Source organism: Streptomyces sp. UH6 (genome assembly GCF_013421635.1).
Lineage (GTDB): Bacteria > Actinomycetota > Actinomycetes > Streptomycetales > Streptomycetaceae > Streptomyces > Streptomyces abyssomicinicus.
On sequence record NZ_JACADT010000018.1, the window covers coordinates 1 to 24065 of the forward strand.

Consider the following 24065-nt stretch of genomic DNA (forward strand, 5'->3'; position numbering starts at 1 on the left):
TCCTGTCGGGCGAGGTCGCGGGCGGTCGTCGCGGTGCGCGCGAGCCGGGCGGCGAAGGGCAGGGGGTCGAGCGCGGAGAGCAGCCGGTCGGCGGGGGTGGGCATGGGGGTGATTCTTTCCGGGCCGTGGCGGTGGGCCGCAAGGGATTTCGATTCCGATGGGCGAACCCGGGAACCGGACAAGGGGTGCAAAGCGTTCTGGGGGCAGGCGGTCCACGCGAGGGACGAGGGACGGGGGATCCATGGCAGCCATCGGTGGCGGTGCGGGCGCGAGCCCCGGTGCGGCGGTGTCGCGCGGGGACCGGGCGCGGCTGGCCGTCAAGCTGGTGGTGGGCTGGGTCGCCCTGTTGTGGCTCCTGGAGATCGCCGACGTCCTGCTGGGCAACGCCCTCGACCGCTTCGGCGTCGTTCCCCGCGTCCCCGCCGAGCTGGCGGACGTCGTCCCCGCCTCGTTCATCCACTTCGGCTTCGCCCACGTGGCGGCCAACACCGTGCCGCTGCTGGTACTGGGCTTCCTGGCCGCGCTCGGGGGGATACGGCGGTTCCTCGCGGTGGTCGCGCTGATCGTGGTCGCCGACGGGCTGGGCGTGTGGCTGATATCCCCGTCGGGGGTGAACACGGCGGGCGTCTCCGGCGTGATCTTCGGCCTCTTCGGGTTCCTGCTGGTCGCCGGGTTCGTCGAGCGGCGGCCGCTGGGCGTGCTGGTCGCGGTGCTGATCACCGCGGTGTGGGGCAGCTCGATCCTGGCGGGCCTGGCCCCCACGCAGACGGGCGTCAGCTGGCAGGGCCACCTGATCGGCCTGCTCTCCGGCGTGGCCGCCGCATTCCTCCTGGCCCGACGCGGCCGCGCCGCCCAGTAGCGCTTCGTCACCTGGCGAGGTCCTGCGGGCCCCACCGGTCGTGTGCCCTGCTCAGCTCTGCGGGCTCAGTCCCGCCACGGCCAACCCGAACAGCCGGTCCGCGCGGGCGGCGGAGTCGGGGTGGTGCTCCGTGGCGAGGACGATGCCGATGACCAGCGTGATCAGGTCGGCGACAGTGACTCCGGCGGCCACCGCGCCATCCCGCACGGCGCGACGCAGCAGAGGGTCCGCCGCCTCTTCCAGCGCCGCCGAGCAGGAGTTCTCGTCCACCGGGCCGTCGTACGCCAGCGCCGCGGCGAGCCCACGGGCGGAGACGGAGTAGGTGACGACGTCACTCAGCCAGGTCAGGAGCGCGGTACGGCTGTCGGCCTCGCCGGCCAGGTCGTGCGCGCGGACGCACAAGGCCTCGATCCGTTGGCGGGATACCGCCTCCAGCAGGGCACGGCGCGTGGGGAAGTGGCGGCGCACGGTCGCCGAGCCCACCCCCGCGGTGCGGGCGATCTGTTCCAGGGAGGCGTCGGCCCCATGGGCGGCGACCTCCTCCTCGGCCACGGCGAGGATGCGCGCGTAGTTGCGCCGGGCGTCCGCACGCTGACGTTCGGGCACGGTGTCACCTCCGGGATTGCTAAGTGGCGGGGCCCGCCGTATCGTACCCGAGCATAAACGGCGGACCCCGCCGTTTAACGGACGAGCGTCCTGAGGAGCATCCATGTCCGAAGACTCCGCACCTGTCCTGGTCACCGGCGCCACCGGCAGGCAGGGCGGTGCCACCGCCCGCGCACTGCTCGCCGCGGGGGTGCCCGTCCGCGCCCTTGTGCGCGACCCTGCCACCGACCGGGCGAAGGCCGTCGAGACACTCGGCGCGGAACTGGTCACCGGCGACCTTCACGACCTCGATTCCGTGATCCGGGCCGCCAGGGGCGTCCGCGCCGTCTTCTCGGTGCAGATGCCCGCCATCACACCGGAGGGCTTCGATTTCGACGGAGAGGTGGCACAGGGCGTCAACCTCGTCGAGGGCGCGAAGGCCGCCGGAGTGCCGCAGTTCGTGTACACGTCCGCCTCCGGCGTCGGCCGACACACCGGGACTCCGGGCTGGGCCGAAGGCCGCTGGGCTTCGCTGGAGCCTTCCCTGGGCGCCAAGAGCACGATCCAGGACCGGGTCCGGGCGGCCGGCTTCCCCCACTGGACGCTTCTCAAGCCGGGTTTCTTCATGGAGAACTTCCTCCCCTCCATGGCGTTCCTGTTCCCGCGCGGCATCGAGGGCGGCCTGGTCAGCGTCCTGCGCCCCGAGACCCGGCTGTCCCTGGTCACGGTGGACGACATCGGCGGGGCCGCCGCTGCGGCCGTCGCCGCTCCGGAACGGTTCCACGGGGTCGAGCTGGAGCTGGCGAGCGACTACCTGTCGATGACGGAGATCGCCGAGGTCCTCTCCCGCGCCGTGGGCACGCGCCTGTCCGCACCGGACATGACCGAGGAGGAAGCCCTCGCCGCCGGAATGCCGGCGATGGGAGCCGGCCACGAGTGGCTGAACGTGGCCGGCCAGCCGGGCCGCCCGCAGTACGCCAGGGACCTCGGCATCCCGCTCACCAGCTTCGCGGAATGGGCGCGGAGGCACATGCGGCCCACGGCCTGAGAGGGCACCGCGTCCCGTCCGGTCCGCCGGGAGGGCCTGCCCCTCCCGGGCCGGACCTGACGTCCCCGTCCCCGCACCAGCCCGAGGACGGGGCCATGGACGGGGACGCGGAGAGCGACGGGGCCAGGGACGGGGACGTGGACCAGGGACGGGACCGGCAACCGCCCGGTGTCCACCTCGGGACCGCCCGGCGAGGTGCGGCCCGGGACGGTCACGGGCGAGGTCCGCCCGGGACGGTCACCGCGGCCTGCCCGAGGTGTCCCCTCCCGGTGGCGGGCGCACCGCGGGTCACACGGTCAGGCCGCGGACCACCAGGTCGACCAGGGCGAAGAGGAACAGGGCGATGCCGATGAAGCCGTTGACGCTGAAGAACGCCCGGTTGAGGCGGGACAGGTCGTGCGGCCGCACGATCGTGTGCTCGTAGACGAACGCGCCGGCCACGACCAGCAGGCCCAGCCAGAAGAACAGTCCCGCCCCGGTGAGCAGGCCGAACCAGGCGAAGAGCGCCGTCGTCACCACGTGGCAGCCCCGCGCGCCCCAGATCGCCGCCGGGATCCCGAAGCGCGCCGGCACCGACTTCACGCCGACCGCGCGGTCAGTCTCCACGTCCTGGCAGGCGTAGATCAGGTCGAACCCGCCGATCCAGATGCCCACGGCGAGGCCGAGGACGACCGCCTCCCAGGACCACTCCCCCGTGACGGCCAGCCAGCCGCCCAGCGGCCCGATGGCCTGGGCGAGCCCCAGGATGGCCTGCGGGAAGTTCGTGAACCGCTTGCCGTACGGGTAGACCACCATCGGCACCGCGGCGACCGGCCCCAGCATCAGGCACAGCGGGTTGAGCAGCGCCGCCGCCACGAGGAAGACGGCGAGCGCGACCACCGCCCCGGTCCACGCCGTCCGCACGGACACCGCTCCGGTGACCAGCTCCCGCTGGGCGGTGCGCGGGTTGCGGGCGTCGATCTCCCGGTCGATGATCCGGTTCGCCGCCATCGCGAAGGTCCGCATCGCGACCATCGCCACCGTCACCAGCAGCAGGTCCACCCAGTGCACCGACCGGTCCACGGTGAACATCGCGGTGAGCGCGGCGATGTAGGCGAAGGGCAGCGCGAAGACCGAGTGCTCGATCATCACCAGGCGCAGGAAGGCCCGCACCCGCCCCGGCCGGGGCTCCGCCGGGACGGACCCGGCGGCTGTGTCAGCGGCGGCGGTCAATGCCGTACTCCTTCCATCGGCGGTCGACCTTCGCCGCCGTCTCCGGGTCGGACAGGACCATCTCGGGCCAGCCGCCGTCCCGGGTGTAGCCCTCCTCGGGCCACTTCGCGGTCGCGTCGATGCCCGCCTTGCCGCCCCAGAACTGCTGGTAGGAGGCGTGGTCCAGGTGGTCGACGGGGCCCTCGACGACCGTCAGGTCGCGCGAGTAGTCGGTGTTGCCGAGCGCGCGCCAGGCGACCTCGTGCAGGTCGTGCACGTCGCAGTCGGAGTCGACCACGACGATCAGCTTGGTCAGCGACATCATGTGCGCGCCCCAGATGGCGTGCATGACCTTCTGCGCGTGCTTCGGGTACTTCTTGTCGATCGAGATGATCGCGCAGTTGTGGAAGCCGCCCGCCTCGGGCAGGTGGTAGTCCACGATGTCCGGCACGATGATCTTGAGCAGCGGCAGGAAGAACCGCTCGGTGGCCCGCCCCAACGGCCCGTCCTCGGTCGGCGGCCGGCCGACCACGATGGACTGGAGCAGCGGCTTCCTGCGCATGGTGACGCAGTCGATGGTCAGCGCGGGGAACGGTTCCTGCGGCGTGTAGAAGCCGGTGTGGTCGCCGAACGGCCCCTCGGGGAGCATCTCGCCCGGCTCGAGCCAGCCCTCGAGGACCACCTCGGCGTTGGCCGGCACCTGGAGCGGCACGGTCTTGCAGTCGACCATCTCGATCCGCCGGCCGGCGACGAACCCGGCGAACAGGTACTCGTCGATGCCGCCCGGCAGCGGCGCGGTCGCCGCGTAGGTGACGGAGGGCGGACAGCCGAAGGCGATGGCCACCGGCAGCCGTTCGCCGCGTCGGGCGGCCACCTGGTAGTGGTTGCGGCTGTCCTTGTGGATCTGCCAGTGCATGCCGATGGTGCGCTTGTCGTGGCGCTGCAGGCGGTAGAGACCGAGGTTGCGGACGCCGGTCTCGGGGTCCTTGGTGTGGGTCAGGCCGAGGTTGAAGAAGGCGCCGCCGTCCTGCGGCCAGGTGAAGAGCGCGGGCAGCTGCTCCAGGTCGACGTCGTCGCCGGTGAGCACGACCTCCTGCACGGGGCCGTCCTTCACCTTCTTCGGCGGCACGTGCGTCATGGTGCCCAGCTTGCCGAAGGCCTCCCGCACGCCCACGAACCCGTGCGGCAGTTCGGGCTTGAGCAGCCCGCCGATGGTCTCGCCGATCTCCTCGTACGACTTCAGGCCGAGCGCCTTCAGCAGGCGGCGGTCGGTGCCGAAGACGTTCATCGCCAGCGGCATCGCGGAGCCGCGGACGTTCTCGAAGAGGAGGGCCGGGCCGCCTGACTTCTGGACCCGGTCGACGATCTCCCCGACTTCCAGGTGGGGGTCGACCTCGGCCGTCACCCGCTTCAGGTCTCCGTCGCGCTCCAGGGCCCGCAGGAAGGAGCGAAGATCGTCGTAAGCCATGCCCCCCAGTATCGCCGAGGGCCCTTCGGGCACCGCGTCCGCCCCTCGGACGAAGCACCCGCCCAGCCGCTACCCTGGGTGACGTCCGGGTCGGCTGCCGCCGTCCCGCCCGTCGTTCGCTGGGGGTACGCCCGTCATGTTGAGGATCCTGCCGCTGCTCCTGGTGCTGGCCCTGACCATCTACGCCTTCATCGACTGCCTGAACACCCCCGAGGAAGACGTCCGGGTCCTGCCCAAGCCGGTCTGGGCGCTGGTGATCCTGCTGCTGGGCACGGCCCTGATCGGCCCGGTGGCCTGGCTGATCGCCGGCAAGGTCCGCCACGGCGCGGGCGGTGGCGTTGGCGCGGAGGACGGCTCGCCGCGGCCGCGCGGCGGACAGCGCCGGCAGCGGTTCGTGGCTCCCGACGACAACCCGGACTTCCTCAAGTCGCTGGGCGACGAGACGCGCAGGAAGCGTGAGGAGCCGCGGGAGACGGACGACTCCGGCAAGCAGCCGCCGCGCGACGACAAGCGCGAGCGGGACGAGGACAAGGACACCCCGGAGAGCTGACGCCCCGCGGAGCCGGCACCACGGAGAGCCGGCGGCCCGCCGCGGGAGCCGCCGGTGGGAGCTGTCGTGCGCAGCCGCTAGTCTGCCGGTCCTCACCGTTCGAACAACGCGTCGCGTCCAGGGGGGACCTTCGACATGCTCCGGATCCTGCCGTTCCTGCTGGTGCTGGCCCTGTGGATATACGCCTTCATCGACTGCCTCAACACCCCCGAGGAGAAGGTCCGCGGCCTGCCCAAGGTGGTGTGGGTGCTGATCATCCTGTTCCTCGGCGAGGTGCTGGTCGGCCCCATCGCCTGGCTGGTGGCCGGCAAGGTCCGTGACGGCGCCACCGCCCACCGCGGCTCCACGCCCTCGGAGTGGCACCGCAACCACCGCACCACCGCACCCACCGCCCCGGACAACGACCCGGCGTTCCTCGCGCGGCTGGCCGAGGAGAACAAGCGGGACGAGGCCCTGCTGAAGGACTGGGAGGCCGACCTGCGCCGCCGCGAGGAGGAACTGCGCCGCCAGGAGCGCGACGGGCGCGACGGGCGCGACGGCCAGGACCGCGGGAACGGCTGACCCCGTGTCCGGAGCGCTCGAACTGCGGCTGCTGGCGACCTTCGAGAAGGTCGCCACCCGGCTCAGCTTCACCCGCGCCGCGGCCGACCTGGCGTACGCGCAGTCCACGGTGACCGCGCAGATCCGGGCCCTCGAACAGGACCTGGGAGTCGAGCTGTTCGACCGGCTCGGCAACCGCATCCGGCTCACCGCGGCCGGGGAGCGGCTGCTCCCCTACGCCCGCCGCCTCCTGGACCTCGCCGACGAGGCCCGTGCCGCCGCCGTCGCGCCGGGCGAGCCCTCGGGGCACCTCACCGTGGGCACCATCGAATCGCTCACGTCCTACCGGCTGCCCCCGCTGTTCGAGCTGTTCCACCACCGCTACCCGAAGGTCCGGCTCTCGCTGCGCACCACCATCGGCGACGAGACCATCGACGCGCTGCGGCGCGGCGTCTACGACCTCGGCTTCCTGATGGAAGCCGGTACCGAGCACGCCGGGCTGGAGACGGTGGTGCTGCTGCCGGAGCCGCTGGCCCTGGTCGCCGCCCCGGGGAACCCGCTGGCCGGGCGGCCCGTGGCCACCGCCGAACTGTGCCGGGCCACGCTCCTGGCGGTCGAGTCGGGCTGCGCCTTCCGCGACCGGTTCGAGGCCGAGCTGACCGCCGCCACCGGGGGCGAGCCGGTGTCCTTCCGCGAGTTCGGCACCGTGGAGGCCACCAAACGCGCCGCGGCGACCGGCCTGGGGATCACCCTGCTCCCCGAGGTCACGGTCGCCGACGCGCTGGCCGCCGGGACGCTTCAGCGCCTCGACTGGCGGCCGTCGTTCACTCTCCACTCGCAACTGGCGTGGCGGGCCGGGAAGCAGCTGACTCCCGCCGCGCGTCTGTTCGTGGAGCGGACCCGGCAACTGCTGCGGGAGCAGCGGGCTTCGCCGCCGCCGGCTTCCGCAGCGTGACCTTGAGGCTGGCCCACACGATCAGCGGCAGGCCGAGCGCCTGCACCCACCCCATGAGGTGCCCGTACACCGCCCAGTCGGCGAGCATCGCCACCGCCGGGTAGACGAAGGCCAGCACCGCGATCTTCGCGGTGGGCAGCTCGGCGTAGGCGGCGTACATCAGCACGTACATCACACCGGTGTGGAAGACGCCGAGCCCCACCAGCCAGCCCCACGCGCCGGCTCCCGCACCGGACATCGCGCCGAGGTCGGCGAAGGGCAGCAGCAGCGGGATGCCGACGACGACCTGGACCAGGGCGATCAGATGCGGACGCACGCCGCGCACCCGCTTGACCACCAGGGTGGCGAGTCCGTAGAGCACGGCGGCGCCCAGCGCCTGGCCGATGCCGAGCAGGTAGTCGCCGTCGCCCGAGACCAGGTCCTCCGGCCGCACGCCCGACACCAGCACCAGGCCCACGAAGGCGAGGCCCACCCAGCCGAGGGTGGCGGCGGTCAGCCGCTCCCGGAAGAGCAGGGCGCCGAACACCACCACGAAGAACGGCTGCATGTGGTAGACGACGGACGCCACCGAGATGGAGGTGTTGCCGTACGACTCGAAGAGCAGGATCCAGTTCCCGACGATGAACAGCCCCGCCAGGACGGTCAGTGCCAGGCTCCGCCGGGTGAACCCGTGTCCGCGGAACCAGCCGCGGGCGGCGACGTAGGCGCCGAGGGCCAGCGCGCCGAACAGGACCCGGAAGAAAACCACGTTGAGCGAGGAGGCCCCCGACTCGACCACGAACACGCCGATCGTCCCGGACAGCACCATGGCCGCCGTGAGCTGGGCGATTCCCTTGCCTTCGTTCGTCCTCGCGTTTGTCATGCCACAGACGCTACGGTCCGCCCTCCGACGGGGGCCACGCCCGAGTGCGGCGTGCTCCCGATGGGGCCATCGGCCCTGCCGATGACCCCAGGTCACAGGGGTCGGAGCGACCGCTAGCGGAGGCGGGAGGAGGAGAGGATCGAGAAGAGGTGCGCCGGGACCATCACCCAGGTCACGGCCGCCAGGACCACCAGGGCTGTCCGCGTGGCGTCCAGCGAACCGAGGGCGACGTCGACCACGGCGGTGGCCAGCAGGACCAGGGACGCCTCGATGCCGTTGGTGAGCCGGTGGATCTTGAACGCGGCGGCGACCCGGCGCAGCGTGGCCACGCCCTCGGAGCGCGGGCGGGTCGACTCGTCGTCCGCCACGGTCAGTCCGCGCCGGGCGCGGGCGACGTCCACCAGGTCGGTGGAGGCCTTGAGCAGGACCACGCCCATCGCGGTGAACAGGCCCAGCGAGACCCATCCGTCGAAGCCGCCGCCCTCGCCCCAGCCCGCGGCCCGGAATCCGGCGCCGGCCAGCAGCGCGGCGTCGGCGAGGTAGGCGCCGAGGCGGTCGACGTAGATGCCGGCCGCGCTGTTCTGCCCCTTCCAGCGGGCCACCTCGCCGTCGACGCAGTCGAACAGCAGGAAGAGCTGGAAGAGCACGGCGGCCAGCACCGGGCCGGTGAGCCCGGGGATCAGCAGCGCCGCGCCCGCGGCGACACCGCAGACGACCATCGTCCAGGTCAGCGCGTCCGGGGTGACCGGCGTCCGCACCAGCTGACGCGTCACGCGCAGGGATATCCGCCGCATGTACAGCCGGCCGGCCCAGTGCTCGCCGTTGCGGCTGGCCAGCTTGGCCTGCGGCTGGCAGACCTCCCGCAGCTCCTCCAGGACCGGGGCAGCAGCCACCATGTTCACTTGTTCCTTCCACCGACGGGCTGAGTGACGGCCAGGGTAAGGGAGGCTCCGGACGGGCCCGGAGCCGCCCCCTCTGCCCGAGGCGTCACTCCACGCCGGCGTAGGAGTGCTTGCTGCCCGAGACGAAGATGTTGACGCCGTAGTAGTTGAACAGCCAGCAGCCGAAGGCGAGCAGCGCCAGGTAGGCGGCCTTGCGGCCCTTCCAGCCGGCGGTGGCGCGGGCGTGCAGGTAGCAGGCGTAGGCGATCCAGGTGATGAACGACCAGGTCTCCTTGGGGTCCCAGCCCCAGTAGCGGCCCCAGGCGTCGCCCGCCCAGATGGCGCCCGCGATGATCGTGAACGTCCACAGCGGGAAGACCGCCGCGTTGACCCGGTAGGCGAACTTGTCCAGCGAGTTCGCGGCGGGCAGCCGCTCCATGACCGAGGTGGCGAACCGGCCCGGCGTGCCGCCGGTGGCCAGCTTGTTCTCGTAGGAGTCGCGGAACAGGTAGAGGATCGTGGAGACCGCCGCCACGTAGAACACCGCGCCGCAGAGGATGGCGGTGGAGACGTGGATGTACAGCCAGTAGGAGTGGAGCGCGGGTACGAGCTGGTCGCTGTCGGTGTAGAGCCACGTCACGGCGACGCCGAGGTCCAGCAGGACCGCGGTGATCAGCGGCAGGCCCATCCAGCGGACGTTGCGCCGGAAGGCCAGCAGCGCCAGGTACACGCCGACGGCCACCGTGGTGAAGGTGATGTTGAACTCGTACATGTTGCCCCACGGCGCCCGCTGCACCGACAGCGCGCGGGTCAGCACGCCGCCGAAGGAGAGCAGGAAGCCGAGGACGGTGAGCGAGACCGCGATCCGCCCGTACAGGTCGCCCTGCTCGTCGCCGCCGTGGGCGCCGGGGCCGTCCGGGACGTCGGCGCGGGAGGTGCCCGAGGAGCGGACGACGACCTCGGGGCGCTCCAGCACCGTGGTGCCGCCGGCCTTCTTCACCGTCACCGCGGGTGCGGCGGCGGCCGGCTTCGCCGCGTCGTCCTTGCCGGACGTCAGCGCGGCGGCCGTGCGGGCCACCTTGCTGCGGCTGCCGAAGGTCCACTCGGCGATGTAGGCGAAGAAGGCCAGGGTGTAGACGGCCATCGCGGAGTAGATCAGCACGTTGCTGATCTGCGCGAGACTCTCGTTGGTCGTGGCGGCGAGCGTCGTCACTTGTCAGCCCCTTCAGGGGAAGGTACGGGGGAATCTGCGGGGTCGGAGTCGGGATCCTCGGGGTCCGGGCCGTCCAGGTCCGGGCCGTCCAGGTCCGGGCCGTCGGCGTCAGGGTCCGAGCCGTCGGCGTCGGGGCCCGGTTCTGCGTCGGGCGCGGTCGGGGCCCGGTCGTGGACGAGGCCGACCAGCTCGCCCAGCTCCTGCGGGAGCCGCGCGGACTCGCTGCGGCCCAGCCCGGCCATCTCGACGACGGTCACCCCGTCGTCACCGGCCTTCGCGCGCACCCAGACACGGCGGCGCTGGATGAACAGGGAGCCGGACAGACCGGCGATGGCCACGACCGCGCCGGTCAGCGCCCAGCCGCCGGCCGGCTGGCGCACCACCTGGAAGTTCGCCCACTCCTTGATCTCCTTCTCGAAGGTGATCGAGCCGGCGCCGCCGGGCAGCTCCATGCTCTCGCCGGGCAGCAGCATCTTCCGGAGGGTGTCGCCGTTCTCGTCCTTGAACTGCTTCATCTTCCGGTCGTCGAGCTGGTAGACGTTCTGCAGGATGCCGGAGTCCACGCCCAGGCTGCCGTGATAGCCGGCGACCGCCAGGACCGGGAACTCGAGCGCCGGGAACTGGGAGAACATCGTCCCGCTGCCCTTGCCGGCGAAGGTCGGCACGAAGACGGTGGAGAAGCCGAGCTGCTCCTCCTCGCCCTCGGGGTTGCGGTAGCCGTCGAGCACCTTGACGGCGCCCTGCGAGGTGATGTTCTGGTCGATCGGCAGCATCGGGACCGGCTGGGAGTAGACCACCTCGCCCTTGCCGTCCCGGACCGTGACCACCGGCGCGTAGCCGTGGCTGGTCAGGTACACCTTGGTGCCGCCGATCTCCAGCGGCTTGTTGACCTCGACGACCTTCTTCTTCTCCGGCCCGTCGACGCCCTCCCGGTAGGTGAGCTCCGCCTCGTAGGTGCGCGGCGTGCCCCGGTTGGGGCCGGACTGGGCGTAGGTGGCGCGGAAGTCGTCCAGGTCGAAGCTGAACGGCTCCAGGTCGTCGTTGGAGAAGAGGCTGCCGGAACGCATGTCGTCGTACTGGACCGGTGTGTTGGCGAAGCCGTCGCCCTCGACGATCAGCTTGTTGCCCTCGGACTTGTACAGCTCGCCCCAGCCGAAGGCGATCAGCATCACGATCAGCGCGAGGTGGAAGGCGAGGTTGCCCAGTTCCCGCAGGTAACCCTTCTCCGCGGCCACCGCGTCGCCCACCGTGTGGGCCCGGAACCGCCGCTTGCGCAGCACGCCGAGGGCGGCCTCACGGACCTCCTCGGGCTGCCCGGCGGTGCGCCAGGTCGTGTACACGGGCATCCGGTCGAGCCGCTTGGGCGCGCCCGGCGGGCGTCCCCGGAGCTGGCCCACGAACTGCCAGGTGCGGGGCACGATGCAGCCGATGAGCGAGACGAACAGCAGGATGTAGATCGCGGAGAACCACACCGAGCTGTACACGTCGAACATGCCCAGCGCGTCGTAGAGCGGCGTCAGGGTGGTGTTCTCCTCGCGGAACTGCTCGACCTTCATCGGGTCGACGCCGTTCTGCGGGATCAGCGAGCCGGGGATGGCCGCCAGCGACAGCAGCAGGAGCAGCAGCAGCGCGGTGCGCATGGAGGTCAGCTGGCGCCAGAACCAGCGGACCCAGCCGGTGATCTCCCGGGCGGTCCAGGTGATCCACCCCCACGGGCCGGGGGCGCGGCGGCCGCCGAAGGAGCCGGGCACGGCGGTCGAGCCGGACTCCTCCACCGGCGCGGTGGACAGCCGGGCGTGCGCCTCGGTGTCGCCCGCCTCGCTGGTCGGTTCGGTGGTGGTCTCGCTCATGGATCAGATCCCCGGTGTGAAGCCAGTGGTCCAGGTCTGCATCTGCTGCACGAGCAGGTCCCAGACGCCGGTGAGCAGCAGCACACCGGTCACGATCATCATGGTGCCGCCGATGCGGAGCACCCATACGTAGTGCCGCTTGACCCAGCCGAACGCCCCCAGCGCCTTGCGGAAGGCGATCGCGGCCAGCACGAACGGGATGCCCAGGCCGGCGCAGTAGGCGACGGTCAGTATCGCGCCGCGACCGGCGCTCGCCTGGTCGCTGGAGAGGGCCAGCACGGACGCCAGCGTCGGGCCGATGCACGGCGTCCAGCCGATGCCGAAGAGCGCGCCGAGCAGCGGCGCGCCCGCCAGCCCGGCGGCCGGCCTGCGGTGGAAGCGGAACTCCCGCTGGGTCAGCCAGGGCATCAGCCCCATGAAGAAGACGCCCAGCGCGATCATCAGCACGCCGAGCACCTTGGACAGCACGCCGCTGTACTCCTGGAGCGTCTGCCCGAAGTACCCGAAGAGCGCGCCCGTGGAGACGAAGACGACGGTGAAGCCCAGCACGAACAGCGAGGCCCCGACCGCCATCCGGCCGCGGCGTGCCTCCGCCAGGTCGGTGCCGGTGACGCCGGTGACGTAGGAGAGGTAGCCGGGCACCAGCGGCAGCACGCACGGCGAGAAGAACGACACGAGACCGCCGAGCACCGCGACGGGCAGGGCCAGCAGGAGGGCCCCGTTCAGCACGGTGTTCGTGACGTCCACGGCGAGGAGCGTCACGTCACTTCTCCGCCAGCACCGGGTCGAGCATGCCGCGCAGCTTCTCCTCGCTCAGCGGCTGCATCGCGCGGGCGGCTATCCGGCCGTCCCGGTCGATGATCAGCGTGGTGGGGATGGCCTGCGGGTTGAGGGTGCCCTTCTCGAAGCGGAGCAGCAGACGGCCCGTGGGGTCGTACAGGCTCGGGTACTCGATGCCCTCCTCCTTCTCGAAGGCGAGGGCGGGCTGGGTGGAGGTGTCGCGGGTGTTGATGCCGACGAACTGGACGCCCTGGTCCTCGGTCTCCTCGGCGACCTTCACGAAGTTCTTCGCCTCGGCGCGGCACGGGGCGCACCAGGAGCCCCAGACGTTGAGGACGACGACCTTGCCCCGGTAGTCGGCGGTGTCCAGCTGTCCGCCGTCCAGCGTCTTCCCCTGGAGCCGGGGCGCGGCGTGCCGGTCGCCCGCGGCGACGGTGGCGATGCCGCTGTCGCTGGTGACGAAGTTGGCGCCGCTGCCGGAGGCGGGATTGCCGCTGTCACTGTCCGATCCGCAGGCGGACAGCAGCAGCGCGGCGGCGGCAGCGGTGGCTGCGGCGGCCACGGCACGGCGGCGGCTGCGAGGTGAATGACGCTTGTGGCCAGTCATGTGAAAAGTTTCGCATGTCCGTTCCGGGGATCTCGGGGACCCCCCTCGGCCCCGCGAAACCCCACCTCAGCGGGGGTCGCGGGGCTCCCGGCGGGCCTAGGCGCCGAACGCCTTCTGTCCGCCCTTGACCGGCTTGGCGCCGGCCAGCAGGTGCGCGGGCACCAGGTCCCGGGCCGGCTCGGTGTAGCCGACGGCCACGATCCGGTCGCCCTCGTAGGTGAAGGAGGTCAGCGAGGCGAGGGTGCACTCCCGGCGCCGCGGGTCGTGCCACAGCCGCCGTCCCTCGATCGCGGACCGCACGATCCAGATCGGCAGCTGGTGGCTGACCAGTACGGCCTCGTGGCCCCGGGCCGCGGCCGCCGCGGCGTCCAGCGCCGCGCGCATCCGGGCGACCTGCTCCGTGTACGGCTCGCCCCACGACGGCTTGAACGGGTTGGTCAGGTGCTTCCAGTTGCCGGGCCGCTTGAGCGCCCCGTCGCCGACGCCGAAGGTCTTGCCCTGGAAGACGTTCTCCGCCTCGATCAGCCGCTCGTCGGTGTCGAGCCGCAGGTCGTGCGCCTTGGCGATCGGCGTCGCCGTCTCCTGCGCCCGCTCCAGCGGGGAGGCGCAGACGTAGGTGATGTCGCGGGGCGCGAGGTGCTCGGCGACCCGGTCCGCCATCTTCCGGCCGAGCTCGGAGAGGTGGTAGCCGGGCAGCCGCCCGTAGAGGAGACCGGTCGGGTTCTCCACCTCGCCGTGGCGCATCAGGTGGACGACGGTGACGTCGTCGCGCGTGGCCCCGCTCATGCCGCGGCCTTCGCGCCGGCGGCGGCACGGGCGGCGGCGGGCAGCGCGTCGGCGACCCGCTCCAGGGCCGCGTCGTCGTGCGCCGTCGACAGGAACCAGCTCTCGAAGGCGGACGGCGGCAGGTAGACACCGCTCGCCAGCATGGAGTGGAAGAAGGCGGTGAAGCGGAACGACTCGGCGGCCTTGGCGTCCTCGTAGTCGCGCACCGGCGTCTCGCTGAAGAACACCGAGAACATGTTGGAGGCGCTCTGCACGGTGTGCGCGACGCCCTCCTTGGTGAGTGCCTCGCCGATCAGCCCCTGGAGCCGCGTCGAGGCGGCGTTCAGCTTCTCGTAGGCGGCGTCGTCGAGCAGCCGCAGCTGGGCCAGGCCCGCGGCGGTGGCGACCGGGTTCCCGGAGAGGGTGCCCGCCTGGTAGACCGGGCCGGCCGGGGCGAGGTGCGCCATCACGTCGGCGCGGCCGCCGAACGCCGCGGCCGGGAAGCCGCCGCCCATCACCTTGCCGAACGTCATCAGGTCCGGGACCACGCCGTCGACGCCGAACCAGCCGGCCTTCGAGGTGCGGAAACCGGTCATGACCTCGTCGGAGACGTACAGCGCGCCGTGCTGGGCGCACAGGTCCTTCAGCCCCTGGTTGAAGCCGGGCAGCGGCGGGACGACGCCCATGTTGCCGGGCGAGGCCTCGGTGATCACGCAGGCGATCTCCCCGGGGTGCGCCTCGAAGGCGGTGCGCACCGCGTCCAGGTCGTTGTAGGGGAGGACGATGGTGTCCCCGGCCTGGGCGCCGGTGACGCCCGGGGTGTCGGGCAGCGCGAAGGTCGCGACGCCGGAGCCGGCCGAGGCCAGCAGCGAGTCGACGTGGCCGTGGTAGCAGCCGGCGAACTTCACGACCTTGGCGCGGCGGGTGAACCCGCGGGCCAGGCGGATCGCGGACATGGTGGCCTCGGTGCCGCTGGAGACCAGGCGCACCTGCTCCAGGGGGGCGATCCGCGCCACCATCTCCTCGGCCAGCGCCACCTCGCCCTCGCCGGGCGTGCCGAAGGAGGTGCCGCGGGCCACGGCCTCCTGGACGGCGGCGACGACCTCGGGGCGGGAGTGGCCCAGGATCATCGGACCCCAGGAACAGACCAGGTCGACGTACTCGCGGCCGTCGGCGTCGGTGAGGTACGGACCGCTGCCGGAGACCATGAAACGGGGCGTGCCGCCCACGGCGCGGAAGGCGCGCACCGGCGAGTTCACGCCACCGGGCGTCACGGCTGCCGCGCGGTCGAACAGCGCCTGCGAGGCAGGGGCTTCGTAGGGGTAGGACGGAACGGTCATGCCTGCGACTTCTCCGGATCTCCGACTGCGGTTACGGGGGACTCCCACAGGGTAGGCCAGCGGTCGTAACCGGAGCCCGTGGCACGGGGTGGACCGGCGGCCGGGGCAGGTGGGCCGTACCGGGCCGTGGTCTGGAAGATAACGGAGCGTGGCCTCCGCCCATCTGCGAGACTGTGACGTGAACCCCGTGCGCGTTCCTCCTCCCGGGTCTTTTCCTGTGTACGTTTCGTGGGACGGGCGCGGGGGAGGTCACTGACACGATGAACGGGTGATCGGGTTGCGCGGCGGGGGCGACGCGTCCTAGAACAGCAGTCGGGTGGAGATATGCATCGCGGTGGCGGACTGGGCGAGGGGACTGGCGACCTGGGTCCTCGGCGTTCCCGTCGGGGCAGGCACCGGCGCGAGGCGGACGAGACGACGACGGAAGCGGCCGAGGCCGCGGCCCGCCGGGCGGGCGCGCAGAGTGACGGCGCCGAGAAGCCGGCGGGACCCGTGGCGAGGAGCAGCCGGTTGGGCGTGACGTACAAGTACTTCGGCGCGCCGAGCGGCGCGGCGGCCGCCCGCGTCCCGGAGACCATGCGCCCGGAGGAACTCGGCGGCGACGAGCTCGGCATGGGCGGCCTGTTCACCCGGATCAAGCCCGAGACGGTGGCGGCGATGGTCCTCACCGGCATCGAGGGCGTCCCGCTGAACAAGGTGCCGCCGCTCGAGCTGGTGGTGCTGCGCCAGGACTACGCGGTGGTCAAGCTGCCCATGACCACGGTGGACCCGCTGCGCGGGATAGGCGAGGAGGCGGTGGGCGCGGCGGCGTTCATCTGGTCCACGGTCCCCGACCGCGGCGGCCCCCGCGACGCGTTCAACGTCTACCAGCTGCTCCACGAGTGGCAGGACTTCAGCCACCGGCTCCACGAGGCGGGCCACCAGCCGTACTGCCTGGTCTGGCCGTAGCCCCCGCCGCACACACCTGCCCCACGCCGCACGCGCCTGCCCCGGCGGGCCGCGCCACGGCATAATTCCCCTCCACCGACGGTCCGTCATTGCGTGATGTGAAGCGGGGGCACGACACGGTCATGGGCAGGTTTCGCGCGCTGCTGATCCCGGTGACCGGCCATGTGCCGGTCGCCGCCGAGGACGCCAAGGAGATCAAGGAGGCCCTGCTCGGGTCGGGCTGGCAGGAGTCCTGCGTCGAGGTACTGGGGGAGGCCACCCGGACGGCCATCTACGAGGCGTTCCACCGCCTCTTCACGGATCTGGGGGACGACGACTTCGCCCTGGTCTACTACTCGGGCCACGGCGTGCGCATCGACGGCGCCGACTACCTGGTGCCGGCCGACGCGACCGAGGGGGCCGGACCGGAGGGCCTGATCGAGCTGAACCCGGACACGCTGCTGGCGCGGCTCGCGACGGACGCGACCGTCCTGCTCTGCGTCGACGCCTGCCGCGACGACATCCCGGACGGCCAGATACCCAAGCTGTGGACGAAGATCGTCCGACCGCGCTCGACGGTGTCCCTGCTGTACGCCTGCCCGCCCGGCGACATCGCCGAAGCCTCCCTCGAGGAGGGCAGCTTCATGGGCCGGGCCCTTGCCGAAGCGCTGTCCCCGGAATCCCGCCCGGCCACCCTGGGCGAGGTCATCGCCCACGTGAAGGACCGCACGCAGGACATCGCCCGGCAGCACGGCAGCAGCGCCAAGGTGATCCAGCAACCGCTCGCGGAGACCTTCTCCCCCTCCAGCGAGCGCCTCGAGATCTGCACGGCGGGCCCGGGCTACGAGGAGTGGTCGCGGGAACTGCACAAGTCGCGGCTGTGGGACAGGACCGCGCTGGGCGAGGAACAGATCGCCGCCCTCAAGACGTCGCTGGGCAAGCTCGTCACCAAGGTGCTGGCGATCCTGAAGGACGCGAACCGTGCCCACAAGGCCGGACCGGATCCCTGGGACGACCTGGGGTTCGTGGTGCGGGTCCTGCACCAGCTCGAGACTCTGGTCCCCCCGTCGTCGGTGGTGCGCCTGAGTCCGCTGGAGGTCGTCACCCTTCTGGCGACGCCCTTCGTCCGCGAGGCAGCGGTCGCCTGCGGCCGCCGCATCCTCAGCGAGCTCTACCCGCGGCGCGGGCCGGGTGAGGACTTCGTCTCGGTCACCGGCCGTGAGGTCTGGGACCAGGTCCACGAGGACATGGCGGACGTCCGCAAGGCGTACGCGCAGATCGAGGAGCGGCGCCTGCAGCGGGTGGGGAACGGGCCCGTGGACGATCCGGCGGCGGTCGCCCTTGAGCACTGGCTGCGTCACCGCCTGCTGGCGGGCTGGGACCAGCTGTGGGATCCGCTCCAGGAGCCCGCGCCGCCGGACGGCTACCCGCTCGGTCTCCAGAGTCTGGCCGATGCCGTCGACTTCCTGATCACCACGGCCGCCCACGCCGTCTCGGGCCCCCGGCCCGAACCGTCCACCGTCGAGCGGCTCCGCCCGGCCCTGCTGCAGGTCGTCACCCAGATGCGGTCCCGGCCGGTACTGACCGCCCCGGACGGCAAGGAGTGGAACGACACGCTCAGCAAGCAACTGGGCCGCCGGCTGAGCGTGCAGTGGCGCCCCAAGGAGCTGGCCGGTCTGCTCCACATGGCCGAACTCCTGGCCATCGACCCCCGCGCGGTGGACGGCATCGTCGTGGACCACCTGGCGGCCGCGCACCTCGGTGTCACCGCCGAGCAGGTCGTCACGCAGATCCGGCAGAGCGTGTTCAAGCCGGTCCCGGCACAGGAAATGGGGCTCGACGCGGCGTACCAGGACGACAGCGACGACTGGACGCTCCACGCGACGTGCGCGCACGCCGCGCTGCACGTGGCCCTGGAGCGTCAGGCCGCGGCCGTCGCGACGGCCGCGGAGGAACTGGGCAATCTCCCCTCCGACCAGTTCCTCCTCTCCCGGCTGCCGCGGCACGTCAACACCGACGCCCTGATCTCCGACGGGTCCCCGCACTACAACGCCTCCCCTCCCCGGTTCCAACTGGCCGAGGACGGCGTCAAGCCTCTGATCATGGGCACGCAGTTGTACGGCGACCACATGCTGGCGCTGCGCGAGCTCTACCAGAACGCCCTGGACGCCTGCCGCCGCCGCAGGGCGCGTCAGGAGTACGCGTACGTATCCGGACAGTCCGTCGGCGCGCACCAGGTGAAGGATCTCGCCGAATACACCATCACCCTCACCATGGGCCGCGACGACCGGAGCGGGCGGCTCTACCTGCGGTGCAGCGACAACGGCATCGGCATGACCGAGGAGGAGATCCGCGAACTCTTCGCACGGGCGGGAAAGCGGTACGAGCAGTCGCCGACACGGATCCGGGAGATGCGGCGGTGGCGTCGCAAGGGCATCAAGCCCGAGCTGAACAGCCGTTTCGGCATCGGGGTCTTCAGCTATTTCATGCTGGCGGAGGAGATCCAGGTCATCACCCGGCCGGCCAGCGAGACGGGGCTCAGCGCGGAGTCGGCCGCCCACCAGGTGCACGTGGTCTCGGACTCGGGCCTCATGCACATCACGCGGGCCGAGCGGACCGAACCCGGCACGGACATCGTCCTCCACCTGCGCCGCGAGTTCTGCGACACGCCTCCCTCGCCCATCCGGTTCTTCCGCGAGAACGTGTGGCACAGCCCGGTGCGCATCCAGGTCGAGGAGGAGATCGACGGAGTACCGGAGAGAGACACCTGGCCGGCGGGTGAGTTGCGGGCACCGGTGGAGCTGGCGGCTCCGCAGTCGGGTTCCGGCAACGTGTGGTGGGTCCGTGGGGAGGGAGCCCGCCTGGTCGACGGCATCCTCGTGAGGAACGCCAAGAGACCGCACGGGTATGTGATCAACCTCCACCGTCGGCATGCCCCCGTCCTGAGCGCGAGCCGCAACGATCTGCAGAAGTTCGACACCGAGGAAACCCTGCGCGACCTCCTGGCGAACGTCGGTCTGCTGACCGACGCGGAGTCGATGCCCCTCACCTGGCTGTGGGCACTCGCGCGCGAGGACGCCCGGCTGGCGCTCGAGGTCGTCACGTGCCTGATGAACAGCGACGCGCAGGTGTCGGTGACCAAGTGGCACGGGTACGAACCGTCCCGCACCCTCGGCAGGGACGGACCCCGGCTGCCCTTGAAGGGCGTCGGCTGTCTCCCCGGTGACGCGGAGCACTCCCTGCAGATCGCCCAGACCTTCGAGCGTCATTTCTTCACCTGGTGGCGGTCGAGGTTGGTGAATCCGGCCTCGGTCAGGGGAAGCTGGAATCTCCGCTCGGAGTTCGAGTTCCCGCAGCAGTTCCCCGAACCGATTCCCCTCGACGCCGCCGTCTTTCGCAGACCCACGGAAATGGTGCTCAGCAGTTGGGCCGCCCTCGCCCAGGTGGTGCAGGCATCGCTGGAAACCGGATGCTCCTTGCGGGAGGCCCTGCGTGCGATGCGCCGCTACGCCGTGGCGGGCGTCCCGGTCCAGGCCTTCGAGGATCTGCGGATCCTGGACCGTGAGATCGGAGACCCCAAGGTCGCCGCGGCCCTTCTGGACTCCTACGCCCAGGTGGTGAGGCAGCACGCGGACTCCGACACACGGCTGCGGCCGCCTGTTCATGCCGCCGTTCTCCTCACAGCCGGCCGGCTGCAGCGGACGGTCGCCGAAGTCGTCGCGTCCGTCCACCGGCTCAGGGCCGTCGTCACCGACGTCCCGGAACCCCCCGACGCCGGTGCGCTCGGGCCCAGGATCCCCGATCAGAGAGACGTCAACGTCCTCGAGAAGATGCCGCGTGCCCTCACTCCCGCCAGCGTCGCGCACCTCTCCGAGACATCGAACGTCGATCCTTCGACGATCCTGGAGATCGCCCGTCGGTATGCCGCCTTCGGCTACCAGGTCGACCCCTACATTCCCGACAGCTCCGCCATCGCCGACGACCTGCGCACCTTGGGTCTGACGGGCAGCGACGCCTCGCCGCGACGTCTGCTGAGCAAGGGCCTGACGCTCATCGATCTCGTGAATCTCGCGGCCGGGCAACCCGGGCGGACCATCGCGGATGTCACCGAGACGTTGCGCGGTCCCGCCGCTCGGCTCGGCCTCGACATGCCGGACCCTGGCGCCCTGGGCGCATGCCGGGCGCCTTCGTGGTGGGAGTGCTTGTTCGACGCGACCGGCGAGCTGGCGGCTCCCCTCAGTACGGCGACCGTGCTCCGCTGTATCGACAGGACGGCGGAACCCGGATCGCCTGAGGAGGTCGTCGGCGGTCTACGGGCCCTGGCGGAGGCCGGGGTGGTGGAGGAAGGGGCGCATCGGGCGGCGGAAGCGTGGCTCACGACGGTGGAGGAACGCCGGCAGAGGCTTCCTTCCGACGAGGCGACAGACCCTTTTTACAACCTGATCCCGCTGACGCGGCACCAGGTCAAGGCCTTCCACCTCATGCAATGGGCCACCGGCATGGAGCTGGACCTTGGGGAGGCGTACGACGCGTTCCAGAAGGAGGCCGCGCCCTACGGCATCGACGTGCAACCCGTTCCGGCCGGTCTACGGAACCTGCGGCCGAACTACCTCCTCGTCGACACCCTGTGTACCGGCACCGAAAACCTTCAGTGGCGGGAGAAGGTCGATCCCCATTCCGTCGCCGCCTACGCGGAGCAGCGGCGGATCGATCTGAAGCAGGGCATCGACGAACTGCGGGCCTACGAATCGCTCGGCGGCCCGAGGATCCCGTACGCCGGAATCGAGGAACACGCCGCCGCCCCTTCGGCGTCCGCGTCGGCGGCTCGGGCCCTGCTCAGGTTCTCCCCGCTCGAACAGGGCACCCTGACGCCGCTCACCCTGACCGTGTCCGCCGTCCGCCTCGGTCACGGCCTGCGTACGTCCCACCGGCTCCTGGCGCGGTACGCGGACATCGGCCTGACCCTGTCGTGTCCCGAACCCCCGGACGACGACCACGAGCCGGACTGGCGGGACGTGCTGATCCTCACCCGCTACCTCAACGGCAGTGAACCGGCGCTCCGCGGCGACGTGCCGGAGGACCACCTCCGGCTCGCCGCCGAGGAGACGGACCTCACCGTCGCGCAGGTCCGTGAACGACTCGCCTACTACGCCCCGCTGTTCGGGTTCCGGCTCCCCGGACCCACCGGAGAGGAACCGCCGTGCTGAGCCATCAGAACGCCCCGTTCACCGTCCAGGAGGTCGACCCTCCGGACGACCTGAGCTCGACGGTCGACGACTCCGGCATCGTGGAGTTCCGCGGCACGTGCCCGGTGTGCAAGGCGGACGCGGGGCCGCTCGCGCTGCCCACCGTCAGGCCCGGAACCATCGCCAAGGGGCTGCCCTGGAAGCGGGACAAGGGCGCGGTGCCCGTCCGGCGACGGATGGAATGCCGCTGCGCCGGAACCCACCCGAACACACTGGAGGAGGAGGGGTGCGGAGCATGGTGGACGGTGCGGATCCCGGTGGCGGGCCGTTGAGTACGCCACCGCTGCCGCCGCAGCGGATGACGCGGCACTCGATCAGGCTCCAGGCCGAGCAACGGCTGAACGACATGCTCCAGAACCAGCTGGAGATCGCCCGGCACCAGGCTGAGGGCTGGCGCAACTTCCTGGCCACGGCCACCGCGCTGCTCGCGGCCGTGCTCGTCCTCAAGGGCCGTGAGAACGTGGCGGAACTGACCCCGGGGTTCCGCTGGAGCGTCGTGGTGCTGATGGCCCTCGGTCTGCTGGCGCTCCTGGTGTCAGCGTTCACCGCCGCCTCGGCCGCCCACGGGCGTCCGGGTGACCTGCTGGAGTACGCGACCCCGGGAGAACTCCTCGCCTGGGAGAGGACGGAGACCGGGAACATCGCCGGCCGGATCAACCGCGCCCGGTGGCTGGTGGTGGTCGGGGTGCTGGCCACCGCCGCCGGAGTGATGCTCACCTGGCTGGCCCCCGCCGCGGAGAAGGACCCGGCCGTCGTCACGGTCCACACCACCAGGGGCAAGGTCTGCGGCGAGGTCGTCGTGATGGACGCCAAGGGCATCACCATCAAAACGAAGGCCGCCGGCGGGAAGAAGTCCGCCGACCCGGGGAAGCGGGGCGGGGAGTCCGAGCGCCGCCTGACGTGGGGTACCGAGGCGACCAGCGCGAGTCCGGGCGACACGTGCTGAACCGCCTGGGGGCCGAGCCGTCGGGCTGGGCCGAGGCGGGGTCGAGGCCGGGTTCGGAGAGGTTCGGGACCGGGACGGGGCGGGGACGAGACTCGCTCGAGGACAGGGGCGCGGGCGGCCACCCGGCCGTCCGCGCCCCTGTCTCGTGCGGGTCCGCCGCGCCTACTGGACGGTGCCGTGGAGGACGGTCTCCGAGACGTCCGTGGCCGAGGTGGTGGTCACCCCCGACGCGGAACCCAGCAGGCGGACGCCGGCGGACGCCGCCCCGGCGACGTGCAGGTCGGCGAGGCCGTCGCCGGTGACGTCCCGCAGCAGCACCCGGTGACCGAACGCGTCGCCGTACTCGACGGCGCCGGGCACCCCGGCGGTGTCGCGGTCGAAGAACTGCGAGCCGGTCCCGGTCAGGCCACCGGAGCCGCCGTACAGCACGTGCACCGCGCCCGCGTACTCCACGGTGCCGATGGCCTCGGCGCGCGCTCCGACGGCGAGGTCCTGGTAGCCGTCGCCGTTGACGTCCCCCGCGGACAGGGAGGCCCCGAAGCAGTCCCACGACTCGGGGGTACCGGCGATGCCGCTGGTCGACTGGGTGATCCGGGCGCTGGTGGAGGGGCCGGTGGACGAGCCGGACCAGACCGAGACGCGGCCCCGGTAGTCGTCGTACAGCTCGGTGCCGATCGCGATGTCGCCGTAGCCGTCCTTGTCGAAGTCGGCGATGAGGCCGTCACCGCCGCGGTCGGCCTCGCCGGAATTGCCGGAGATCGACTCCAGGCGGAGGGTCTTCCCGGCGGTGAAGGTGGCGCCGCCCTTGAAGTACCAGGCGTCCGACGCGATCAGCGTGTCGGTGACGACGTCGCCGATGACGACCAGGTCGGTCCTGGCGTCCCCGTCGACCTTGCCCGCGATCAGGGCGGTCGCTTCGAACGTCGTCCTGTCGAGGGTGTCCACGGTGCCCGTGATGCCGCTCTTGGCGAAGGTGCCGCGGTGGACGAACGCCTGGTTCGCGTTGATGACGGCCAGTTCCTGCCTGCCGTCCCCGTCGAAGTCGCCGGTGGCGAGGTCCTGGCCCATGCCGCCCCAGGAGCCGGGCGCCTTGTTGGGCACGGTGGTGCCGCCGGAGAGACCGCTCGCGCTGCCCCACAGGACGGTCACCGCGCCCTGGCTCTCGTTGCCGTCGACGTCCTCGTGCACGGCGGACACGGCGAGGTCGCCGTAGCCGTCCGCGTTGAAGTCGGCCGCGGCACGGTGTTCGCCGAAGCCGTCGTCGGCCTCGGCGGCACCGGGGACCCCGGCGCTCGCCTGGGTGACCGTCTGGGTCTCGGTTCCCGGGCCCGACGCGGTGCCGAAGGTGATCACCACGCCACCGCCGTCGGGCTGGTAGGTGTACTCGGCGTAGTCACGGTGGCCGTCGCCGTTGAAGTCGTCGCCGTACGCGGCGGCCGCGGCGGCGACGGG

20 protein-coding genes and 1 pseudogene are annotated in these 24065 nt (G+C 71.7%); 9 read left to right on the forward strand and 12 right to left on the reverse strand.

Features of this window, described 5'->3' with window-relative positions:
• Nucleotides 1-241: 241 nt before the first annotated feature.
• Nucleotides 242-859, forward strand: coding sequence for a rhomboid family intramembrane serine protease (locus tag HW445_RS03095; RefSeq protein ID WP_180219486.1), 618 nt, complete (start codon nucleotides 242-244; stop codon nucleotides 857-859).
• A gap of 51 nt (nucleotides 860-910) precedes the next feature.
• On the opposite strand, the gene HW445_RS03100 is transcribed toward HW445_RS03095, so the two are convergent.
• A complete protein-coding gene (locus HW445_RS03100; protein WP_180219487.1) occupies nucleotides 911-1465 on the reverse strand; it encodes a TetR/AcrR family transcriptional regulator in 555 nt (184 codons plus the stop codon).
• Between the two features lie 103 nt (nucleotides 1466-1568).
• On the opposite strand from HW445_RS03100, the gene HW445_RS03105 reads away from it, so the two are divergent.
• Nucleotides 1569-2492: an NmrA family NAD(P)-binding protein gene (locus HW445_RS03105; RefSeq protein ID WP_180219488.1), complete on the forward strand. Its 924-nt coding sequence runs from the start codon at nucleotides 1569-1571 to the stop codon at nucleotides 2490-2492.
• A gap of 288 nt (nucleotides 2493-2780) precedes the next feature.
• Here HW445_RS03105 and mqnP read toward each other — a convergent pair whose 3' ends face one another.
• Both mqnP and HW445_RS03115 read right to left on the reverse strand, forming a co-directional pair.
• Nucleotides 2781-3704: a menaquinone biosynthesis prenyltransferase MqnP gene (gene mqnP, locus HW445_RS03110; RefSeq protein WP_180219489.1), complete on the reverse strand. Its 924-nt coding sequence runs from the start codon at nucleotides 3702-3704 to the stop codon at nucleotides 2781-2783.
• The gene (locus HW445_RS03115) at nucleotides 3688-5151 is read right to left on the reverse strand and encodes a menaquinone biosynthesis decarboxylase (protein ID WP_180219490.1); all 1464 of its coding nucleotides are present in this window, start codon (nucleotides 5149-5151) and stop codon (nucleotides 3688-3690) included. The genes mqnP and HW445_RS03115 overlap by 17 nt, the downstream gene beginning before the upstream one ends.
• Nucleotides 5152-5287: 136 nt before the next feature.
• Here HW445_RS03115 and HW445_RS03120 point away from each other — a divergent pair, with 136 nt between their 5' ends.
• From HW445_RS03120 to HW445_RS03130, 3 genes and pseudogenes are all read left to right on the forward strand, one after another.
• Entirely contained in the window at nucleotides 5288-5701 is a 414-nt protein-coding gene (locus HW445_RS03120) for a PLD nuclease N-terminal domain-containing protein (protein WP_180219491.1), read from the forward strand.
• 135 nt (nucleotides 5702-5836) lie between these two features.
• Nucleotides 5837-6262: a PLD nuclease N-terminal domain-containing protein gene (locus HW445_RS03125; protein WP_180219492.1), complete on the forward strand. Its 426-nt coding sequence runs from the start codon at nucleotides 5837-5839 to the stop codon at nucleotides 6260-6262.
• Nucleotides 6263-6266: 4 nt separating this feature from the next.
• Nucleotides 6267-7091 (forward strand): annotated as a pseudogene (locus HW445_RS03130) (LysR family transcriptional regulator); the annotation flags it as partial.
• Here the strand turns inward: HW445_RS03130 and HW445_RS03135 are convergent.
• The 8 genes from HW445_RS03135 to hemL all read right to left on the reverse strand — a co-directional run bounded on the left by HW445_RS03135 (nucleotide 7066) and on the right by hemL (nucleotide 15494).
• Nucleotides 7066-8058: a DMT family transporter gene (locus tag HW445_RS03135; protein WP_180219493.1), complete on the reverse strand. Its 993-nt coding sequence runs from the start codon at nucleotides 8056-8058 to the stop codon at nucleotides 7066-7068. The pseudogene HW445_RS03130 and the gene HW445_RS03135 sit on opposite strands and share 26 nt — an antisense overlap.
• Nucleotides 8059-8171: 113 nt before the next feature.
• The gene (locus tag HW445_RS03140) at nucleotides 8172-8951 is read right to left on the reverse strand and encodes a CDP-alcohol phosphatidyltransferase family protein (RefSeq protein ID WP_151772033.1); all 780 of its coding nucleotides are present in this window, start codon (nucleotides 8949-8951) and stop codon (nucleotides 8172-8174) included.
• Nucleotides 8952-9045: 94 nt separating this feature from the next.
• Nucleotides 9046-10152 carry a c-type cytochrome biogenesis protein CcsB gene (gene ccsB, locus HW445_RS03145; protein WP_180219494.1) on the reverse strand — a complete coding sequence of 369 codons (1107 nt, stop codon included), beginning with the start codon at nucleotides 10150-10152 and terminating at the stop codon, nucleotides 9046-9048.
• Nucleotides 10149-12002: a cytochrome c biogenesis protein ResB gene (locus tag HW445_RS03150; protein WP_180219495.1), complete on the reverse strand. Its 1854-nt coding sequence runs from the start codon at nucleotides 12000-12002 to the stop codon at nucleotides 10149-10151. The genes ccsB and HW445_RS03150 overlap by 4 nt, the downstream gene beginning before the upstream one ends.
• A gap of 3 nt (nucleotides 12003-12005) precedes the next feature.
• Entirely contained in the window at nucleotides 12006-12764 is a 759-nt protein-coding gene (locus HW445_RS03155; protein ID WP_180219496.1) for a cytochrome c biogenesis protein CcdA, read from the reverse strand.
• Between the two features lies 1 nt (nucleotide 12765).
• Nucleotides 12766-13389 (reverse strand): TlpA disulfide reductase family protein, encoded by a 624-nt coding sequence (locus HW445_RS03160; RefSeq protein WP_180219497.1) that lies wholly within the window; start codon nucleotides 13387-13389, stop codon nucleotides 12766-12768.
• Between the two features lie 96 nt (nucleotides 13390-13485).
• Nucleotides 13486-14175: a histidine phosphatase family protein gene (locus tag HW445_RS03165; protein ID WP_180219498.1), complete on the reverse strand. Its 690-nt coding sequence runs from the start codon at nucleotides 14173-14175 to the stop codon at nucleotides 13486-13488.
• Nucleotides 14172-15494, reverse strand: coding sequence for a glutamate-1-semialdehyde 2,1-aminomutase (gene hemL, locus HW445_RS03170; protein ID WP_180219499.1), 1323 nt, complete (start codon nucleotides 15492-15494; stop codon nucleotides 14172-14174). The genes HW445_RS03165 and hemL overlap by 4 nt, the downstream gene beginning before the upstream one ends.
• 324 nt (nucleotides 15495-15818) lie before the next feature.
• Between hemL and HW445_RS03175 the strand changes: the two genes are divergently transcribed.
• The 4 genes from HW445_RS03175 to HW445_RS03190 all read left to right on the forward strand — a co-directional run bounded on the left by HW445_RS03175 (nucleotide 15819) and on the right by HW445_RS03190 (nucleotide 22613).
• Complete coding sequence (locus HW445_RS03175; protein ID WP_180219500.1) at nucleotides 15819-16442, forward strand: hypothetical protein; 624 nt, start codon at nucleotides 15819-15821, stop codon at nucleotides 16440-16442.
• Between the two features lie 122 nt (nucleotides 16443-16564).
• Nucleotides 16565-21628, forward strand: a complete 5064-nt coding sequence (locus HW445_RS03180) for a caspase family protein (RefSeq protein WP_180219501.1) — start codon at nucleotides 16565-16567, stop codon at nucleotides 21626-21628.
• Nucleotides 21622-21939, forward strand: coding sequence for a hypothetical protein (locus HW445_RS03185; RefSeq protein ID WP_180219502.1), 318 nt, complete (start codon nucleotides 21622-21624; stop codon nucleotides 21937-21939). Before HW445_RS03180 ends, HW445_RS03185 begins: the two co-directional genes overlap by 7 nt.
• Entirely contained in the window at nucleotides 21903-22613 is a 711-nt protein-coding gene (locus HW445_RS03190) for a hypothetical protein (RefSeq protein WP_257230809.1), read from the forward strand. Before HW445_RS03185 ends, HW445_RS03190 begins: the two co-directional genes overlap by 37 nt.
• 162 nt (nucleotides 22614-22775) lie before the next feature.
• On the opposite strand, the gene HW445_RS03195 is transcribed toward HW445_RS03190, so the two are convergent.
• A partial coding sequence (locus tag HW445_RS03195) for an FG-GAP and VCBS repeat-containing protein (RefSeq protein ID WP_180219503.1) occupies nucleotides 22776-24065 on the reverse strand: 1290 nt, incomplete at its 5' end.

Excerpts from the sequence above, each read along its gene's own strand:
- HW445_RS03105 (WP_180219488.1), top strand. The coding sequence starts at position 1,569 with ATGTCCGAAGACTCCGCACCTGTCCTGGTCACCGGCGCCACCGGCAGG.
- HW445_RS03120 (WP_180219491.1), top strand. The coding sequence starts at position 5,288 with ATGTTGAGGATCCTGCCGCTGCTCCTGGTGCTGGCCCTGACCATCTAC.
- HW445_RS03160 (WP_180219497.1), bottom strand. The coding sequence starts at position 13,389 with ATGACTGGCCACAAGCGTCATTCACCTCGCAGCCGCCGCCGTGCCGTG.
- HW445_RS03095 (WP_180219486.1), top strand. The coding sequence starts at position 242 with ATGGCAGCCATCGGTGGCGGTGCGGGCGCGAGCCCCGGTGCGGCGGTG.
- HW445_RS03190 (WP_257230809.1), top strand. The coding sequence starts at position 21,903 with ATGGTGGACGGTGCGGATCCCGGTGGCGGGCCGTTGAGTACGCCACCG.
- HW445_RS03150 (WP_180219495.1), bottom strand. The coding sequence starts at position 12,002 with ATGAGCGAGACCACCACCGAACCGACCAGCGAGGCGGGCGACACCGAG.
- HW445_RS03115 (WP_180219490.1), bottom strand. The coding sequence starts at position 5,151 with ATGGCTTACGACGATCTTCGCTCCTTCCTGCGGGCCCTGGAGCGCGAC.
- HW445_RS03180 (WP_180219501.1), top strand. The coding sequence starts at position 16,565 with ATGGGCAGGTTTCGCGCGCTGCTGATCCCGGTGACCGGCCATGTGCCG.
- hemL (WP_180219499.1), bottom strand. The coding sequence starts at position 15,494 with ATGACCGTTCCGTCCTACCCCTACGAAGCCCCTGCCTCGCAGGCGCTG.
- HW445_RS03165 (WP_180219498.1), bottom strand. The coding sequence starts at position 14,175 with ATGAGCGGGGCCACGCGCGACGACGTCACCGTCGTCCACCTGATGCGC.
- HW445_RS03135 (WP_180219493.1), bottom strand. The coding sequence starts at position 8,058 with ATGACAAACGCGAGGACGAACGAAGGCAAGGGAATCGCCCAGCTCACG.
- HW445_RS03175 (WP_180219500.1), top strand. The coding sequence starts at position 15,819 with ATGCATCGCGGTGGCGGACTGGGCGAGGGGACTGGCGACCTGGGTCCT.
- HW445_RS03125 (WP_180219492.1), top strand. The coding sequence starts at position 5,837 with ATGCTCCGGATCCTGCCGTTCCTGCTGGTGCTGGCCCTGTGGATATAC.